The 17,455-nt window shown below is 60.4% G+C and carries 15 protein-coding genes and 1 pseudogene; 7 read left to right on the top strand and 9 right to left on the bottom strand.

Annotation, left to right across the window (positions count from 1 at the left end):
* The first annotated feature begins 68 nt into the window (after positions 1 to 68).
* The 3 genes and pseudogenes from BBG20_RS09655 (at position 69) to BBG20_RS09650 (ending at position 1,935) form a co-directional block, all read left to right on the top strand.
* Complete coding sequence (locus tag BBG20_RS09655; RefSeq protein WP_065902551.1) at positions 69 to 977, top strand: response regulator; 909 nt, start codon at positions 69 to 71, stop codon at positions 975 to 977.
* Positions 978 to 1,058: 81 nt separating this feature from the next.
* A pseudogene (locus tag BBG20_RS33105) lies at positions 1,059 to 1,208 on the top strand (XRE family transcriptional regulator); the annotation flags it as partial.
* 55 nt (positions 1,209 to 1,263) lie between these two features.
* Positions 1,264 to 1,935, top strand: a complete 672-nt coding sequence (locus BBG20_RS09650) for a M23 family metallopeptidase (RefSeq protein ID WP_065902550.1) — start codon at positions 1,264 to 1,266, stop codon at positions 1,933 to 1,935.
* Between the two features lie 31 nt (positions 1,936 to 1,966).
* Here BBG20_RS09650 and BBG20_RS09645 read toward each other — a convergent pair whose 3' ends face one another.
* The 3 genes from BBG20_RS09645 to phoB all read right to left on the bottom strand — a co-directional run bounded on the left by BBG20_RS09645 (position 1,967) and on the right by phoB (position 5,689).
* Positions 1,967 to 3,307, bottom strand: coding sequence for a hemolysin family protein (locus tag BBG20_RS09645; RefSeq protein WP_010207573.1), 1,341 nt, complete (start codon positions 3,305 to 3,307; stop codon positions 1,967 to 1,969).
* Between the two features lie 269 nt (positions 3,308 to 3,576).
* Positions 3,577 to 4,863: a phosphate regulon sensor histidine kinase PhoR gene (gene phoR, locus BBG20_RS09640; RefSeq protein ID WP_216864248.1), complete on the bottom strand. Its 1,287-nt coding sequence runs from the start codon at positions 4,861 to 4,863 to the stop codon at positions 3,577 to 3,579.
* Between the two features lie 136 nt (positions 4,864 to 4,999).
* Positions 5,000 to 5,689 carry a phosphate regulon transcriptional regulator PhoB gene (phoB, locus tag BBG20_RS09635; protein WP_003176964.1) on the bottom strand — a complete coding sequence of 230 codons (690 nt, stop codon included), beginning with the start codon at positions 5,687 to 5,689 and terminating at the stop codon, positions 5,000 to 5,002.
* Positions 5,690 to 5,843: 154 nt separating this feature from the next.
* On the opposite strand from phoB, the gene BBG20_RS09630 reads away from it, so the two are divergent.
* Positions 5,844 to 6,221, top strand: a complete 378-nt coding sequence (locus BBG20_RS09630) for a COG4315 family predicted lipoprotein (RefSeq protein ID WP_065902547.1) — start codon at positions 5,844 to 5,846, stop codon at positions 6,219 to 6,221.
* Positions 6,222 to 6,410: 189 nt separating this feature from the next.
* Here BBG20_RS09630 and ubiA read toward each other — a convergent pair whose 3' ends face one another.
* Positions 6,411 to 7,301: a 4-hydroxybenzoate octaprenyltransferase gene (gene ubiA, locus BBG20_RS09625; protein ID WP_065902545.1), complete on the bottom strand. Its 891-nt coding sequence runs from the start codon at positions 7,299 to 7,301 to the stop codon at positions 6,411 to 6,413.
* Positions 7,301 to 7,864 (bottom strand): chorismate--pyruvate lyase family protein, encoded by a 564-nt coding sequence (locus BBG20_RS09620; protein WP_065902544.1) that lies wholly within the window; start codon positions 7,862 to 7,864, stop codon positions 7,301 to 7,303. The genes ubiA and BBG20_RS09620 overlap by 1 nt, the downstream gene beginning before the upstream one ends.
* A 195-nt stretch (positions 7,865 to 8,059) precedes the next feature.
* Here BBG20_RS09620 and BBG20_RS09615 point away from each other — a divergent pair, with 195 nt between their 5' ends.
* From BBG20_RS09615 to BBG20_RS09605, 3 genes are all read left to right on the top strand, one after another.
* Positions 8,060 to 8,227 carry a rubredoxin gene (locus BBG20_RS09615; protein ID WP_015886569.1) on the top strand — a complete coding sequence of 56 codons (168 nt, stop codon included), beginning with the start codon at positions 8,060 to 8,062 and terminating at the stop codon, positions 8,225 to 8,227.
* Positions 8,228 to 8,264: 37 nt separating this feature from the next.
* On the top strand, positions 8,265 to 9,413 hold the full coding sequence (locus BBG20_RS09610) for an NAD(P)/FAD-dependent oxidoreductase (protein WP_065902543.1): 1,149 nt from the start codon (positions 8,265 to 8,267) through the stop codon (positions 9,411 to 9,413).
* A 191-nt stretch (positions 9,414 to 9,604) separates the two neighbouring features.
* Positions 9,605 to 9,880, top strand: a complete 276-nt coding sequence (locus BBG20_RS09605) for an HU family DNA-binding protein (protein WP_003213368.1) — start codon at positions 9,605 to 9,607, stop codon at positions 9,878 to 9,880.
* A gap of 116 nt (positions 9,881 to 9,996) precedes the next feature.
* Here BBG20_RS09605 and BBG20_RS09600 read toward each other — a convergent pair whose 3' ends face one another.
* The 4 genes from BBG20_RS09600 to BBG20_RS09585 are packed head-to-tail and all read right to left on the bottom strand — an operon-like array spanning position 9,997 to position 17,446.
* Positions 9,997 to 10,623, bottom strand: coding sequence for a hypothetical protein (locus BBG20_RS09600; RefSeq protein ID WP_065902541.1), 627 nt, complete (start codon positions 10,621 to 10,623; stop codon positions 9,997 to 9,999).
* Positions 10,620 to 15,044 carry an RHS repeat-associated core domain-containing protein gene (locus tag BBG20_RS09595; RefSeq protein ID WP_083221354.1) on the bottom strand — a complete coding sequence of 1,475 codons (4,425 nt, stop codon included), beginning with the start codon at positions 15,042 to 15,044 and terminating at the stop codon, positions 10,620 to 10,622. Before BBG20_RS09595 ends, BBG20_RS09600 begins: the two co-directional genes overlap by 4 nt.
* A gap of 12 nt (positions 15,045 to 15,056) precedes the next feature.
* A complete protein-coding gene (locus BBG20_RS09590; RefSeq protein ID WP_065902540.1) occupies positions 15,057 to 15,491 on the bottom strand; it encodes a DcrB-related protein in 435 nt (144 codons plus the stop codon).
* Between the two features lie 14 nt (positions 15,492 to 15,505).
* Positions 15,506 to 17,446 (bottom strand): type VI secretion system Vgr family protein, encoded by a 1,941-nt coding sequence (locus BBG20_RS09585; protein WP_065902539.1) that lies wholly within the window; start codon positions 17,444 to 17,446, stop codon positions 15,506 to 15,508.
* Between the last annotated feature and the right edge of the window lie 9 nt (positions 17,447 to 17,455).

The following is a 17,455-nucleotide window of genomic DNA, read 5'->3' as shown; positions in this document are numbered from 1 at the left end:
CAGAGTTTTGGCAAAATGCCATCAGTCAGGCGTTCTGCGTGCCGCGGTTTTTATAGGAAATAGGGTCGATGAGTAAAGTCAGTGTATTGGTGGTGGATGACGCCTCGTTTATTCGCGACCTGGTGAAGAAGTGCCTGCGCAACTACTTCCCCGGGATCAAGATCGAAGATGCGGTGAACGGCAAAAAGGCCCAGGCCATCCTGATGCGCGAGACCTTCGACCTGGTGCTGTGCGACTGGGAAATGCCCGAGATGTCCGGGCTTGAGCTACTGACCTGGTGCCGTGAGCAAGCACACCTCAAGGCCATGCCGTTCGTGATGGTGACCAGCCGTGGCGACAAGGAAAACGTGGTCCAGGCCATCCAGGCCGGGGTTTCCGGCTATGTCAGCAAACCGTTCACCAACGAGCAGTTGCTGAACAAGGTCAAGCAGGCGCTGCACAAGATCGGGCGTCTCGACGCACTGATCGCCAGTGCGCCGACCAAGATGAACTCGGCTTTTGGCAACGACTCCCTCAGCGCCCTGACCGGCGGCAAGCCCGAAGCCGTGCGCGCGGCCCCGGTTGCAGCGGCTGCCCCGGCGCCCAGCAAAGGCCTGCTCAACAGCCCACCGGTGCAAGCGCCTGCCGCCTCGCCGGCGGGTGGTCGTGGCCAGGGCCAATTGCGCCTGTCCAGTGGCAACCAGCAATGTGTAATCAAGGCGCTGAGCATCAAGGAAGCGCTGCTGGTGGTGCGTCGCGGTGAAGTGCTGCCGCAGGTGTTGGAAAGTGCCGTGCTCGACCTTGAGCAAGGCGACAACGCTGAAATCGCCCGCCTCAATGGCTACCTGCACGCCGTCGTCGCCTTCGAACCCAAGCCTGATAGCGACTGGCTGCAACTGACCTTCCGGTTTATCGACCAGGACGCGCAGAAGCTCGATTACATCTCCCGCCTGATCGCCCGCGGCACCGCGCAGAAGCACTTCGTGCCGGGCGCGTGACCCCCTGAATACCGGAGTCGACCGGTTGTCTGATTCGCGCTCGATGCCCGACGGACAGTCGGTTTTCAGTCGGCGCTCTTGCAGGCTGCACTAAGACTTCGGATCAGCCAGCCCCGTCTTAACCACGTCCTCACTGGCAAGATCGACAAACTGTCTCTGGATGCGCGGGTCAATTTGTCGACGGCGGCCCGGATAAACGTGGATATCTGGTTCAACGGCGTGCCAGCCTAAAGCTGTCATCAAGCCTTGCTAGCCTGCCGTTCAGTCATCCTGGCAGGTTCGCGTCATGCTCCTTCGCCTATTGCTGTTCTGCATGCTGGCCACGGTCGCCACCTCGACCCTGGCCATGACCCTCTATCAATCCACCGATGCCAATGGCGCGGTGTTTTTCAGCGATCGACATACCCCGGGGTCCCAGGCGTTCGTGATCCAGGAACGCAGGGTCGAGCCCGTGCGAAGGCCGCTGTTGCAAAGGCCACGCGCAGTTAACCCACGACCAGCCTACCGCTACCCCTTGCCCTGGCGTGGCGGTCCGTTCCGCCTGACCCAAGGCCCCAACGGCAGCTTCAGCCACACCGACGCCAAGAGCCGCTACGCCATGGACATCGCCATGCCCGAAGGCACGCCAATCATTGCGGCGCGCAGCGGTACGGTAGTGAAGACCGAGAACAGCCAGATCGGGCGCGGTAACGATGCGTCCGGCAATTTCGTGCGCGTGCAGCACGATGACGGCACCCAGGGCGTGTACCTGCACCTCAAGCAAGGGTCGGTCAGTGTGCGGGTGGGGCAGCGTGTCGCGGTGGGAAGCCTGCTGGCGCTGTCGGGCAATACCGGCAACAGCAGCGGCCCGCATCTGCACTTCGTGGTGCAGCAGAGCACCGAGGCCGGGCTGGTGTCGATCCCGTATGAGTTCAACCAGCCCGTCGGTACATTGCCCAACTTCGCCGCGGGACTGTAGAAGCCGGGCTCCTACAGGGGTTTGGGGTGGCTCAGTCCAGCAGCAGGACTTTGGCCAAGACGATCTTCGGCCCTTTCATCTTCTTGATGATGATCCGCAGGCCTTCAACCTCCAGCACTTCTTCCTCTTCCGGCACCCGCTTGAGGGTGTCGTAGATCAGCCCGGCGAGGGTTTCGGCTTCGATGTGGTCGAGGTCGACACCCAGCAGGCGCTCCACCTTGAACAACGGCGTGTCGCCACGCACCAGCAGTTTGCCGGGCTGGTAGGCGAGGATGCCGCGCTCGGCCTTGCGGTGTTCGTCCTGGATATCGCCGACCAGCACTTCAAGCACGTCCTCCATGGTCAGGTAGCCGATGATCTTGCCATCGGCTTCTTCGACCAGGGCGAAGTGCGCGCCGCCTTTGCGGAACTGCTCCAGCAGTTGTGATAGCGGCATGTGCCGCGACACACGCTCCAGCGGACGAGTCAGCTCGGCCAGGTTGAACGATTCGGGAATGTGGTCCAAGGCTGCCAGTTCGAGCAGCAGGTCCTTGATGTGCAGCAGGCCCACGAACTCGTTGCGCACCGCGTCATACACCGGGTAGCGGCTGAATTTGTGGCGGCGGAACAGCGCGAGGATTTCCTTCAACGGCGCGTTGAAGTCCAGGGTGACCAGGTCTTCCCGGGAGTTGGCCCAGTCGACCACTTCCAGTTCGCCCATTTCCACGGCCGAGGCCAGCACGCGCATGCCTTGGTCGCTCGGGTCCTGGCCACGGCTGGAGTGCAGGATCAGCTTGAGTTCTTCACGACTGTAATGGTGTTCGTGATGCGGGCCGGGCTCGCCTTGGCCGGCGATGCGCAGGATGGCGTTGGCGCTGGCGTTGAGCAGGTAGATGGCCGGGTACATGGCCCAGTAGAACAGGTACAGCGGCACTGCCGTCCACAGCGACAGCAGTTCGGGCTTGCGAATCGCCCAGGACTTGGGCGCCAGCTCACCGACCACGATGTGCAGGTAGGAAATCACGAAGAAGGCGGCAAAGAACGACACGCCCTTGATCACTTCCGGCGACTCGACGCCCACGGCGCCCAGCAGCGGCTCGAGGATGTGTGCAAAGGCCGGCTCACCGACCCAGCCCAGGCCCAGGGAGGCGAGGGTGATACCCAGCTGGCAGGCCGACAGGTAGGCGTCGAGCTGGCTGTGCACGGTGCGCAGGATCTGCCCGCGCCAGCCGTTCTTGTGGGCGATGGCCTCGACCCGGGTGGCGCGCAGTTTGACCATGGCAAACTCCGCCGCAACGAAGAAACCGTTGAGCAATACCAGGATCAGTGCAAAAAGAATCATGCCGAAGTCGGCGAAGAGTGTAGCGAGGGTGATACCAGGGGAAGGGTCCATGATGGGGTTTTGCAGGTTCCGTGTGTTCAATTAGGGGTGGCAGGTGGGCCTGAAAGACAGGCGCAAGTCGGCCAATGTAGCGGCTGACGGGGCGCTTGCCTAGTGCCCACTGCCCGGCGGGACTTGGAATGCCCTTTCCACAACAACACAAATCCAACGTGGGAGCGGGCTTGCTCGCGAATGCAGTGGGTCAGTCACCCCATGTGTCGCTGACCGCCCGCATTCGCGAGCAAGCCCGCTCCCACATTTAGGGGTGTGTCGTTTTCAAGTTACTCATCTGTTCCAACCTCCCGCGAACGGGTTACCTGCGCCGGCGGAAAATGGCAGGTGAACGTACTGCCATGGCCCAGCACGCTGCTGATTTCCAGGCGCGCGCGGTGGCGCAGCAGCACGTGCTTGACGATCGCCAGGCCAAGCCCGGTGCCGCCGGTGTTGGAGTTGCGGCTGGAGTCGACGCGGTAGAAACGTTCGGTCAGGCGCGGCAGGTGCTTGGCGTCGATGCCGATGCCGGAGTCCTGCACGCTCAAGTGCGCGCCGTGCTCGTCGGCCCACCAGCGGATGCGGATATTGCCCTTGTCCTGGGTGTACTTCACGGCGTTGAACACCAGGTTGGAAAACGCGCTGCGCAATTCGCCTTCGCTGCCCTTGAGCAGCACGGCCGGATCGGCTTCCAGGGTGATCTGCTGCCCGCGTTGGCCGGAGAGCGCCTGGGCGTCGTTCTTGATGGTCTGCAACAGGCTCTGCACGGCCACCGGATGGTTATCCGAGGGGTAGTCGGTGGCTTCGAGCTTGGCCAGCAACAGCAGGTCGTTGAGCAGTGTCTGCATGCGTGAGCCCTGCTGCTGCATCTGCTGCAGGGCACGGCTCCAGCGCGGGTTGATCTCGTCGACATTGTCCAGCAGCGTCTCCAGGTACCCGCAGATCACCGTCAAGGGCGTGCGCAGTTCGTGGGAGACGTTGGCGACGAAGTCTTTGCGCATCTGTTCCAACTGGTGGATACGCGTCACGTCGCGCACCAGCATCAAGTGCTCGTTGTTGCCGTAGCGCGTCAGGTACAGCTGGATCCGGACGCGGTCATTGGTGGGCGAGGGGATTTCTAGGGCTTCTTCGTAGTTCTCCTGTTCGAAGTACTCCTTGAAGCGCGGGTGACGCACCAGGTTGGTCACCGGCTGGCCGCTGTCCTGGGGCGTCTTGAGGCCCAGCAGGGTTTCGGCGGCGCGGTTCCACCATTCCAGGTTGCCGTCGCTGTCGAGCATGATCACCGCGTCTTTGAGCGCGGCGGTGGACTCCTGCACCCGGTCGATCACCGCTTGCAGGCGCCCGCGCACCCGTTGGTCGCGGCGTTGCAGGTGGTAGATGCTGTCGAACACCTCGCCCCACAAACCGTAGCCGTCGGGTGGCGCTTCGTCGGGTTTGTGCTGGCGCAGCCATTCATGCAGGCGCAGCAATTGCTTGAGGGTCCAGCCCAGGTACAAGGCAATGCCGACTGCCAGGCTCCAGCCGTAATAACCACTCACCAGGCCCACCAACAGGCAGCCGGTGATCAGCAAAAGCATGTGGCGGATCAGGGTGCCATGCCAGTTTTGGTTCACAATCGGTCCTTCGGACAGTGAAAAGTTTCAAGCTGCAAGCTTCAAGTCAGAGCAGATCAGCTTCTACTTGCCGCTTGTAGCTGAGAGCTTGCAGCTGCTTTCAACCCTTGGTGGAAAACCGATAACCGGTGCCGCGCACGGTTTGTACCAGATTCTCGTAGGCGTCGCCCAAGGCTTTGCGCAGGCGGCGGATATGCACGTCCACAGTGCGCTCTTCGACATACACGTTGCCGCCCCACACCTGGTCGAGCAACTGGCCACGGGTGTAGGCACGCTCCTGGTGGGTCATGAAGAATTGCAGCAGGCGGTATTCAGTCGGGCCCATCTCGGCTGGCTTGCCGTCGATGGTCACGCGGTGGCTGATCGGGTCCAGCAGCAGGCCGCCGACTTCGATTGGCGCTTCGCCATCGGTAGGACCGGCGCGCCGCAGTACGGCTTTGAGGCGAGCGACCAGTTCGCGGGGGGAAAACGGCTTGGTGATGTAGTCGTCGGCGCCGACTTCCAGGCCCTGGATCTTGTTGTCTTCCTCGCCCTTGGCCGTGAGCATGATGATCGGGATGTCCCCGGTCAGCTCATCGCGCTTGAGGCGGCGGGCCAGTTCGATACCGGAGGTGCCGGGCAGCATCCAGTCCAGCAGGATCAGGTCCGGCTTGCGGTCGACGATAATGGCATGGGCCTGCTGGGAGTTCTCCGCCTCCAGGCAGTCATAGCCGGCCATTTCCAACGCAACGGCGATCATCTCGCGAATGGGCGCTTCGTCGTCAACGATCAGAATGCTCCTGCCAACCATGCCTAAAATCCTCTTGTCATTTAACTGTCTTGCGCCGCATTAGATAACGGAATTATTGCAGTCGTGTGACAGTAATTTAGTCGCTTGGGCAATTCGCGCCTCTCTGGACTACGCTTTGGGTCCGAATCCTTACAACCAAAAAAGGAAGGTTCCGATGACTTACAGCACAATTTCCTGGAAAGCCCTGCTGGTCACGGCGGCGTTGACGCTGCCGACCCTGGCATTCGCGGCGGAGCCGGCGATGACTAAAGACGGGATGCTTGTCGACCACAAGGGCTTGACCCTCTACACCTTCGACAAGGATGCCGACGGCAAATCCGTGTGCAAGGATCAATGCGCGACCAACTGGCCGCCGCTGAAGGCGGATTCCACCGACAAGTCGACCGGCGATTGGACGGTCATCACCCGTGACGACCAGACCAGCCAATGGGCCTACAAAGGCAAGCCGGTGTACACCTACAAGGATGACAAAAAGGCCGGTGACAAGACCGGTGATGGCAAGGGCGGTGCGTGGCACATCATCAAGCCGTAAGGTAATCCTGTGGCGGGCGGGCCTGTCGTGGTGAGCGGGCTTGCCCCGCGTTGGGCTGCGCAGCAGCCCCAGTAGAAACTACTGCGGTATTTCAGGAATAACGCGTCGCCAGGTTTTGGGGGTGCTTCGCACCCCAACGCGGGGCAAGCCCGCTCGCCACATCAAGCTCCATCGCCCTGGCAGCCCGGCTCACCGCAATGCGTAATCCGCCACAATCCCGACAAATATCGCCAACCCGGCCCAGTGGTTGTGCAAGAACGCCTTGAAGCATTTGAGGCGGTCCCTGTCGCGGGTGTACCAGAACTCCCAGGCAAAACAGCCTGCCGCCGCCAACAATCCCAAGTGGAACCAGCCACCCAGCTCAAACCTTGCGCCGGCGAGCAACAGGCACACCAGTGCCAGGCCCTGCAGGGTCAGGATGATCACGCGGTCCGCATCGCCAAACAGAATGGCGGTGGATTTCACGCCGATCTTCAAGTCGTCGTCACGGTCTGTCATTGCGTAATAGGTGTCGTAACCCACCGTCCACAGCAGGTTGGCGATATACAGCAGCCACGCCGTGGCCGGCAGGTGGCCGGTCTCGGCGGTGAACGCCATCGGCATGCCCCACGAAAACGCCGCGCCCAGCACCACCTGCGGGTAATAGGTGTAGCGCTTCATGAACGGGTAGCTCGCCGCCAAGGCCAGGCCGCCCAGGGACAGCAGGATGGTGGTGGCGTTGGTCAGCAGTACCAGCAGGAAGCTGATGCCCATCAGCACCGCGAAAAACACCAGCGCCTCTTTCGAGCTGATCTTGCCGCTGACCAGCGGGCGTTGCTCGGTGCGCTTCACATGGCCGTCGACCTTGCGGTCGGCCCAGTCATTGATCACGCAGCCGCCGGCCCGGGTCAGCACCACGCCCAGCACGAAAATCACGATATTGCCCAAGGACGGCGAGCCCTTGCCGGCGATCCACAGCGCCCACAGCGTCGGCCACAGCAGCAGGTAGATGCCGATGGGCTTGTCCATGCGCGTCAACTGAATGAAATCCCAGGCCCTGGGGTTCAGGCGGTTCAGGGACTTGAGCAGACGTTGGTACATCAGCAGTTCTCCGGATGATCATGCAGCGCCTGCCAGAAGCTCGGCAGGAAGATTTCCGCCACCAACACGCTCAGCGGCCCGCGATCAAAGCGCGAGCGACGTGCCCACAGCCCGTCGACCTGGTCCGCGGTGGGCAGCCATGGGCGAGGGTAGCGGCATACTTCGATGGCCTGGCGGGTGAACGCATGGTCGCAGAACAACAGTTCGCCGAGCGAACGGCTGCCGAGTTCGTCCATGTGCAGCCCGTCGCCCTGCAGTGCGCTGCGGGCCGCGACGCTGCGGGCGAACACCCACGGCTGGCCGTGCCCGCGCAAATACACTTCGCGTACCCAGCCGATCGTGGCCGGGGCCAGGCCCAATGCAGCACATTCATCGTCGCGCAGCGGCTGCCAGCCTTCGAACAGCGGTGTCACGCTGAAGCCGTCGTCGGACAGCCACGTCAGCCGGCGCGTGAGTGAGCCGTCGTTGAACAGCCAATCGAGGGTCAAGGGTGCAGGCGCTGGGACCAGAAGGCTCTGGGTCAGCCATTGGCAAGCATCGGGAAGGGCGGTTGAGTGCGGCACAGTGAGTCAGTATTGGCAGCAAAAGAGGCGGCGAGCTTACCATGGCATCCTGAGCTTTTGCCGGGCGGAACCCGCCGTTTGCGTCGATCATGCTTGCATCTGCCGGCCCCGATCAGTACAAAACGCCCTGAGCCGCACGGCAACGTTGGTCTATCGACCGTCGGCCAAGATGCCTGGACCCTGAGGAAGCAAGTAATGAAGAAGTGGCAATGTGTAGTCTGCGGCCTGATCTATGACGAGAAAGACGGCTGGCCGGATGACGGAATTCTGCCTGGCACCCGTTGGGAAGACGTCCCGGAAGATTGGCTGTGCCCGGACTGCGGCGTGGGCAAGATGGATTTCGAAATGATCGAAATCGGCTGATCTGAACATTTAAGAAACGTACTACAAGGAGAAAGGAATGAACGCACCTGTCGTGATCATCGGCACAGGATTGGCCGGTTACAACGTGGCCCGGGAGTTTCGCAAGCTCGACAGCGAGACCCCGTTGCTGCTGATCACTGCGGATGACGGCCGCTCCTACTCCAAGCCCATGCTCTCCACCGGCTTTGGCAAGAACAAGGAAGCCGATGGCCTGAGCATGGCCGAACCGGGTGCCATGGCCGAGCAACTCAAGGCCGAGGTGCGCACTCACACCCGCGTCAGCGGCATCGACCCCGGCCACAAGCGCCTGTGGATCGGCGAGGAAGCCGTGGCCTATCGCGACCTGATCCTGGCCTGGGGCGCCGAAACCGTGCGCGTGCCGGTCGAAGGCGATGCGGGCGAGCTGGTGTTCCCGATCAACGACCTCGAGGACTACGCGCGCTTTCGGGCTGCCGCTGCCGGCAAGCGCCGCGTGCTGCTGCTTGGCGCCGGGCTGATCGGCTGCGAATTTGCCAACGACCTGATCCTCGGCGGCTATGAAATCGACCTGGTGGCGCCGTGCGAGCAAGTCATGCCGACCCTGCTGCACCCGGCGGCAGCCGCGGCCGTGCAGGCCGGGCTCGAGAGCCTGGGCGCACGCTTCCACCTCGGCCCGGTGCTCAATCGCCTGCAGCGCAGCGCGGACGGCCTGGAAGCGCACCTGTCCGACGGTGAAGTGATCCACTGCGACCTGGTGGTCTCGGCCATCGGCCTGCGCCCGCGCGTCGACCTGGCGGCGGCTGCCGGCTTGCAGATCAATCGCGGGATCATGGTCGACCGCCACCTCAAGACCTCCCACGCCAATATCTACGCCTTGGGCGACTGCGCCGAAGTCGACGGTCTCAACCTGCTGTACGTGATGCCACTGATGAGCTGCGCCCGTGCCCTGGCCCAGACCCTGGCCGGCAACGCCACGGCGGTCAGCTACGGCCCGATGCCGGTCACCGTCAAGACGCCGGTCTGCCCGCTGGTGGTGTCGCCACCGCCACGCGGCACCGAAGGCGTGTGGAGCGTTGAAGGGCAGGGGGCCGACATCAAGGCCTTGTGCCGCGACGCCAGCGGCCGCCTGCTGGGTTATGCCCTGACCGGCAGCGCCGTGATGGACAAACTGGCCCTCAACAAAGAACTTCCGCCTTTGCTGGCGTAAATACCGGTCGTTCTGTCGGAATAAGCACGTTTTTGTGCCCAGAAAGGTCGCCGCGAGACTGGCGGAGCGTGCGAGGGCATGCCATCCTCACTCCCGTCTGCCGCAGAGTAGAGCCTGCGGCGCCTTGGGCGCTGCTCCAGAAGAGAGCAGCACGGACATAACAACAAAAAACCGTCAAAGAGGCTTCACTTATGCGTAAACCAGAACTCGCAGCCGCTATTGCAGAAAAAGCAGACCTGACCAAAGAACAGGCCAACCGCGTACTCAACGCCGTACTCGAAGAAATCACCGGCGCGCTGCATCGCAAGGACAGCGTCACCCTGGTTGGCTTCGGCACCTTCCTGCAACGCCACCGCGGCGCCCGCACCGGCAAGAACCCGCAAACCGGTGAGCCGGTGAAGATCAAGGCAAGCAACACCGTTGCGTTCAAGCCGGGCAAGTCGCTCAAAGACAGCGTCAACCCGTAATAGCGATACCGTCTCGTAGGGAGGCGGGGCGGTAAAAAAGATGGGCACGCCGACTGCGTCGGGTGCCCATTTTTTGTAGGCTGGAGAATGTAAAGGTCCAGTAGTAGGCACCCCGGTTATAGCTCCCCCCAAGGATCGAATTTATAACTGGCATCCAACGGTATGAACTCAAGCCCAAAGAGCGCCTTGGATTCGAACATCGCCTTGAACTCAGCGGAGCAGACGGTTTCGTTAATATCCGTGCATAGAAACAAGTGTTGATGAATACCTGGTTTTATTTTGAATGATTCGATGGATTCAAAAACTATTGCGGGTACATCACTTTCTTCTGGAGTCTTGAGTTTGCCGGTGTATTTATCGCGGTCGATGGTAAATATCGAATGCTCAAGGTCAAGCAGGCTGAGTCGGGTGGTCGGAACAAACAGGTTGTAGTGCTTTTCGGGTGCCTTTTTGCCTTTTAATTCTATCTCGACCGTGCGCGTGATATGAGGAACCTCAAGTGTTTCGCAGATGTTCAAGACTGCATCTGTCGCCAGCAACTCCTCAATCATGAGGTCCGCCTTCAACTCCTTGATCTTGGCTTTGACTTTATAAGCGCTAGCAAACTCACGTTCATCCGGTGTTTCTGAAGGGTAATGAAACTCCGGAACGGGAGGGATCCAGTCCGACTCAAAGAAACTGGGAGCATCCGCCCCGTTGGTGTGGTAATTCACGATGAAGAAATCAGCGCTGGCGCCGGTCATAAAAGTCGTCCTGTCACTGCATCAGTTTTGAAGAGGCCATTCTGCAGCCCGCCGCTCGCCCATTTCTGGATGTTCGAGACTTCCAGTGCAAGGTCCATGTCAGATAGCCCGGCTTGTTGTTTGTTCAAACCCCTGAGTCTATCCCTGACGGCATCGGTGTAATTGTTATGGTTCGACCAATGCCCAGGAAGCTGCGTTTTAGCGGCGAGGTCCTTTGATCCTGGCAGGAAAACACCATTGGAGGCGCCATCTGGGTCCCAACCTATCTTTTTCAGCCTGGAGAACATTTTGCCGAACTCTTTGTGCTTGATCAGCTCTTCGGGTATCAAGTGATGGTTGGCCATACCGTCACCTTTGCGAGCCCCCATATTTTTGCCCAGCTTCGTCGAGCACCAGCCTAGTGGGTCACTCCAGCCCAGAGGATTGGTGGCGTACTGGTAGAGGTTAATGCCGCCCAGTAATCCAACCGGGTCTTCTGTGGTGAATCTGCCGACATCGGGGTCATAAAAGCGGAACGTGTTGTAGTGCAGTCCGGTTTCCCGGTCGAGATACTGGCCTTGGAAGCGAATATTCTGATCTTCCAGATAATAGGGCTCGCGTTCTTCACTCACGGTATTGCCCCATACCTGATAGATCGCTTTCCAGACGATGCTGCCATCGCTCTCGGTCAATTGCTCAGGCAAGCCATTGAGGTCGTTGTGGTAATAACGGATCTTTTTGTGCGCGCCCAGTCCATCGACTCGCGCCAAAGGCTCGTGTCCTTGATTGAGATATACATAGAGGCTACTGCGCCCATTTTGTCGCTCTGAGAGCAGCCGCAGACCGTCCCAGGTGAAGCTGACTTGGCTCAAGGTATAACCATTGCGATCTTGTTCGGTTTTTTCAATACGCCGGTCTAGCGGGTCGTAGGCCATCCGAACCACATGGCCCTTTTCATTGCGTACTTCTATCAGGCGGCTTTCGGCGTCATAGCTGAATCTTTGTACACCGTATCGTCCGCTACGCTTTTCGATTATTCGGCCGAAGCCGTCATAGCGATAACGCTTGTCTTGAAAGCTGACCAATCTGTTGTGGAGCACCTTTTCCTGGCTTGAATGGGCGCTGTCGAGCAAGTTGGCTGCTGCGTCATAGGCAAAGGTCTCACGGGTGCCGTACAAAGGGTCTTGGCTCGCGATAAGGCGGTCAGTTGCGTCGTAATGAAACAGTTTTTGATGGCGTACAGAGGGCCTCTGGTCCAGCTTTCCGATCAAATTGTCAGCAGGGTCGTAGTCAAACTGTCTTTGCGTATCGGGTGGCAACAAGACGGGCTGGCTGTCATGACGGCGTGTGCGAGCACGTAAGCGGCCCGCAGGATCGTAGTCGCTGTGCGTACTGAGCTGGCCCTGAGTGCGCAATACTTCACGATGGAGTCGGTCACGCTCGAAGTCACTGATCAACTCGCCGTCAAGATTGATCTGGTGCAAATGACCGCTGCCGTAGTAGAGGCGGTTGAGCCAGCGGCCATCAGGCAACTGGGTTTGTATCAGATTGCCGAGTTCATCATAGCGATGGTGAAGACTGCCAGAGGCACTGTGTTCCTCAAGCAGATGGCCGAGCGCGTTGTAGGCAAAACCAAGGCTCTGTTCAACGCCCGACGCATCCTTGAACGTGACGGCGCTGAGTTGGCTCAGTGGGTCGTACTGGTATTCGGTGCGGCCGTCATCTGTGACTTTTGCGATTAACCGGCCAACAGCGTCGCGTTCCAATTGGTGAATGATCGGTGCTTCAGGTGCTTGGGCGACAATTGCGAGCCCGGTGCCATAAGGCGCTGGCGTGGATGTCACTCGGATCAGGTTGTCCAGCCCATCGTAGGCGTAGGATTTTGTGCCACCGTCGAGGCCTTGTTGTTGGATCATCCGATCGCACGCATCCCAGGTGAACCGATAGCGCTCACCATTTTCGTTGCTCAACGACTGTAGCCGGCCGAACGTGTCGTAGCCCAGGCTAACTTGGCGACCCTGTGCATCAGTACGTAGGCAGACCTGGCCCCTACGATTGTGTTGGTAAAGGGTACTGTGCCCGGCAGGGTCTGTATGACCCAACAGTAGGCCGGAACTGTCGCGCTGAAAATATTCGGTTCGCCCGTCCGGAAATTGCTTGCTGATCAGCCGACCCTGGCGGTCATGCTTGAACTGCGTCCGTTCGCCCATTGCATTGGTGATCACCTGCAAGTACCCATGTCGGTCGTAGCCAAAGCGAGTCGGGAATCCCGAGCAATCCAAGTGGTCGGTCAGTTGCCCGAGCGTATTCCATTTCAACTGTTTGCTTTTGCCGGTCGCATCAGTGACCTCCACCACCAGGCCTTGTGCGTTGTAGCGATACCGGGTCGTATGACCCAGCGGGTCGGTCTCGGCGACACAGTTACCGCGCTGATCATAGCGATACTGCCAGGTGTTGCCGGCGGCGTCGGTTTGTGTGCGCGGCAGCGACCAATGCTCCAGCCAACGCGTGGATACGCTACGCCCGAGTGGATCCGTCTCAGCCGTGAGGTTGCCGGACTCATCGTAGCTGTATTGGTAGCGCCCCCCTTGAGGGTCCGTGGCGCTCAGTAACTGACGCTCGTCGTTCCACTCAAAAAGCCAGGTTTTATCCAGATTGTCGGTGAACGCGATTATCTGATGCTGTGCATTCCACTGACGAGTACTGATACGTTGCAGGCTGTCTGTGACGCGTGTGATGCCCTTTTGCAAGTCATAATCGAATTGGTAGGCGTCGCCCTCGTCAGTCCAGTGCCGTACCACTCGCCATTCAGTGTTGTCGACGAGCCCCCACTCATAAAAGCAGCGCAGGCCGGTAGGCAGCTGGTGTTCAATCATCCTGCGCCCGGCGTCGTAGGCAAAGCGGCGCTGAACCTCGCCGGACGCGTTGCTCACTTGCACCAATTCACCTATCGCGTCGTAGCGGTAGCTGACGAGGACCTCGCGCGACTGGTCGGTGTACAGGCGTTCGATTCGCTCCAGGCGACTCTGGGCGTAAACCAGCTCAACCTGGACCTGACTTGATGTGTCCACGAGGCGCGCAATGCGACCATCCTCGTGGTAGCCAACGAAAATCCGGTTGTCATTGCGATCCCCCAACTGACTCAACCGAAGGTGCGTGGTCGAACCTGGCGTGAGATCGAACAGGCGATACAATCCGTCATCGCTCTCGATCAATAACTGACCGTTGTGATGACGCCTGAAGCTAAGCACTTCTGCAGGGCTGAACATTGCGCTGCCTGGCGCAAGCGAGCCCAGGCTGATACGCCGTCCTTGCTCATCTGTGTAGATCAGCTCCTCGCCGCCTTCAGGGTGCATCAAAATTTCGACGCTCACCTCATAGGCAACGCTCCAGCCCGCGCCGAAGAGCCCTGTCTTGCGCATATCGTGGCTGTTATAGACGCGCTGCCAGGCCATGGGTAACGCACCTGGCAGTACAAAATCCAGTTCATTCTGGCCGCCCAGTATTTTGGCGCCTGTCGCGGCGTGCACAGGGTTAAGTGAAGACATTGCGGCGTTAGTCATGGCGCCGATGGCCTGGCTTACGGCAAAGGAACTGACACCGCCGAGCAACATGCACGGCAAATTACTCAGCGTCTTGCCCTTGGCTCCTTTAAGCATCATCAATGCTTCAATTGCCAACCCCACTCCTGGGGTTTTCCCGCTGCGGATCTCCTGCACCACCACCGTGCCGCCGCCAATCGTGACATTCGGCGAGATCAGCCCCGACGACACCACAGTCGACTCGCACATGCTGCGATCACCGCTGCGCACGGCGGGTTGCCCATTGATGGTGACCTTGTCCGAACCCTCGGCCAGGAGCTGCGGCGGCATCGGTGGATGGCGGGCACACAGGACCATGTCGGTAAGCGCCGGTACCACGCCCGGTGCAGGCGTGGCGACGGTGGGCCGCCATAGCTGGGAGAAGAAACCCTCGGCCATGTCAAGGAAGCCAGGCTCGGGTTGTGGCTCGGGGTCGGGCTCAGGCGGTGCCTGCTCAAGCTCCGTGCCTGCGGGAGCCACGTGCGAGGCGATCGACCCTGCAGCACGCGCAGCCGGAATGCTGTTGACGAAAGTGTCGGTCGAACCCACCGCAATCGTGGCTTCCACCACGGGCGGGAACAGCGCGTTGGCGAAACTCTCGCACATCTTGCTGAGGCCCTTGTCGGCCCCTGTCTTGCTCATGGCCATACCGACCACGATGCCCACCACTGCACCGAGGATGCAGCCACCGATACCTGCGGTGGCGACGGTGACGCCAATCGCCGCCGCCACCGCCGCAGTCGCCAGTGCCGTGATCGCCACGTTGGCCGCCACCTCCAGCACCCCACCCAGGATATCGGCCATCATCGAGGTGTGGGTCAGCGCATCGCCCATCCGGGCCGCCCATAACGCGTCAGACATGCAGGCAACTCATCAGGAAACAGCGTCGAACGACAGCGAGTTTTTGATCAATGCCCAGTGCGCCGCCTCGGCATCCCCAAGCGTGTCTGCCTTCACATAACTCAAGGCGAGCATCTTGCGCGTGCCCGGTATCACCAATGCCAGCTGATACTGGAAAACCTTGTCATTTCCCTTGTTGAACTGGCTGCGCAGCTCGATGCCTTGCACCTCTTGGGCGGCGCCCAGACGCACATCGACCCCCGGTTGGTAGCGCAGATCCTGCACCTGTTTTTCCAGGCGCTGGAGTTGGTCATTGAAGTTGCTGTGCAGGGTTTCACCCTCGGCGAGCAGGCTGCGGCTGACGATCAGGGATGTCCCCAACTCCGGAAACTTGAGGATATTGATGGTCGCGTCCTGCAGCTCGCTGGCGGGCAGTTGAAACTGGAATTCGTTAATCCGATACGTCATGAAAACAGGTCTCGTCAGGAGCTTTTAGGCGCGGGAAACGCGGCTTTGATGTTGGCGTCGATGGCGCTTTTCTGGCCTTGGCCATCGGGTGTTGCGCCGGGGCCGCCGCCGTTGTTCAGGTGCAGCACGCCGCCGGTGTTGAATTCGGCATCACCGCTGGCGTAGAAGCTGATTTGCACGCCGGTCAGGTTGATCTGCCCGCTCGCGTTCAGCTCCAGGATGCTTTCACCGCAGACCAGGCGCAGGTTTTCGCCCACTTCAATCACGTAGCTCTGGCTGATGCTGTCGGTCTTTCTCTGGCCTACCGAGAGGATGTCTTGCTGCTTGACGATGCGCAGGCGGTTATTGCCAATCGTCACCGTCTCGTTGTGGCCAATACTTTTATTACGGTCATGCCCCACCGAGTGGCTTTCATCCACCTCCACCACGATGTCCTGGTTACGCTCGGCATGGATGTACAGCTGCTCCAGGCCCTTCTTGTCCTCCATACGGATTTCATTGAAGTTAGCCGGCGTGCCGCCCTTGCTCGAGCGGCTTTTCATGCCGCTCTGAGTCGCGTTTTCCGGCAGGTCGTAGGGCACCGTCTGCTCGGCGTTGTAGACGCGTCCGGTAATGATCGGCCGGTCCGGGTCACCTTCCAGAAAGCTCACAATCACTTCCTGGCCGATCCTTGGGATCTGCATCGAGCCCCAATTCTTGCCGGCCCAGGATTGCGACACGCGAATCCAGCACGAGCTGTTTTCGTTGGATTGGTCGTGGCGGTCCCAGTAGAAATGCACCTTCACGCGGCCGTACTGGTCGGTCCAGATTTCTTCGCCTTTGGGGCCGACCACCAGCGCGGTTTGCGGGCCCTTGACGATTGGGCGGTGGGTGTTGGCCAGTGGCCGGAAGCTTTGTTGCGCGTCGATGCAGGTCAGGCTGCTTTCGAACTGTGCAGACCCCGAGCCGCCGCCGCTTTCCAGGCTTTCCTGGACGATGTAGTAACGGCAGCCGACGATCAGGTATTCGCGGTTCTGGTCCTGGCGGCTGAAGCCGGTAAGGCTGAACAGGTGACCCGAACCCAGGCCGCGGGCATTGCCGCTGAACTCGATCTGCTCATGCAGGGTTTGCAGGGCTTCGATCCGGGTGCGGGCGTAGTGTTCGCCGTCTGCGCTTTGCACGTAGGTGCCGGGATAGTCATACAACGGGTAGTCGCCGGCGGTGTGCGGGCGCGGCATTGCCGAGCGCACGTCGATGCTGGCGCTGGGGCGCTGGAAGTCGTAGTCGTTGAGCTCCAGCGAGCCCGGTTGTACTTCCTGCGCCAGGTGCCAGTTGTGCATATGGTCGCGTTCGCGCTGCTGCTCGTCCTTGGGGTAGTACGGGATCGACGCGTAGCCGGGCACCGTGGCGTGGGCGCCGTAGGCGTCGGCCAGCACCAGTACGTGGCGATCCTGTTCGTGGCGGAAGAAGTAGTAGATGCCTTCCTGTTCCATCAGGCGACTGACGAAATCGAAACTGGTCTCGCGGTACTGCACGCAGTATTCCCACTCGCGGTACGGCCGGCTCAGGGCGTCCTCAAAGTCGGAAAAACCCAGGTCGCGAAACACCTGCTTGATGATCTGCGGGATGCTCAGGTTCTGGAAAATCCGGCAGTCTGAAGTGCGGCTCAACAGCCACAGCCATGGGCGCAACGTCACCTGGTAGCTGGCGAACTGGCCCTGGTCGATATTCTGGCTGCAGCGCGCGACGATGCCGTGAAAGTGCCGCTCGCCACCGTCCGCCAACTGCAGGCCGACGCTCATCGGCTTGCCCAGCAACTGGTTGAGGTCGATGTTGGCGTCCAGCGAGGTCAGTTGCAGCTCGTAGTTGAACAACCGGCCCAACTCTTCACCGCCGCCCATTTCATTGAGCAGCAGCACATCCGGCCCGAGGGGGCTGGTGATCTTGGCCAGGCGTGTGGCTTGGTTGAATAGCATCGGTTAACC

Source organism: Pseudomonas aylmerensis (assembly GCF_001702265.1).
GTDB lineage: Bacteria > Pseudomonadota > Gammaproteobacteria > Pseudomonadales > Pseudomonadaceae > Aquipseudomonas > Aquipseudomonas aylmerensis.
Note: the sequence above shows the minus strand (reverse complement) of the source record. Positions and strands in the feature narration are given on the sequence as shown.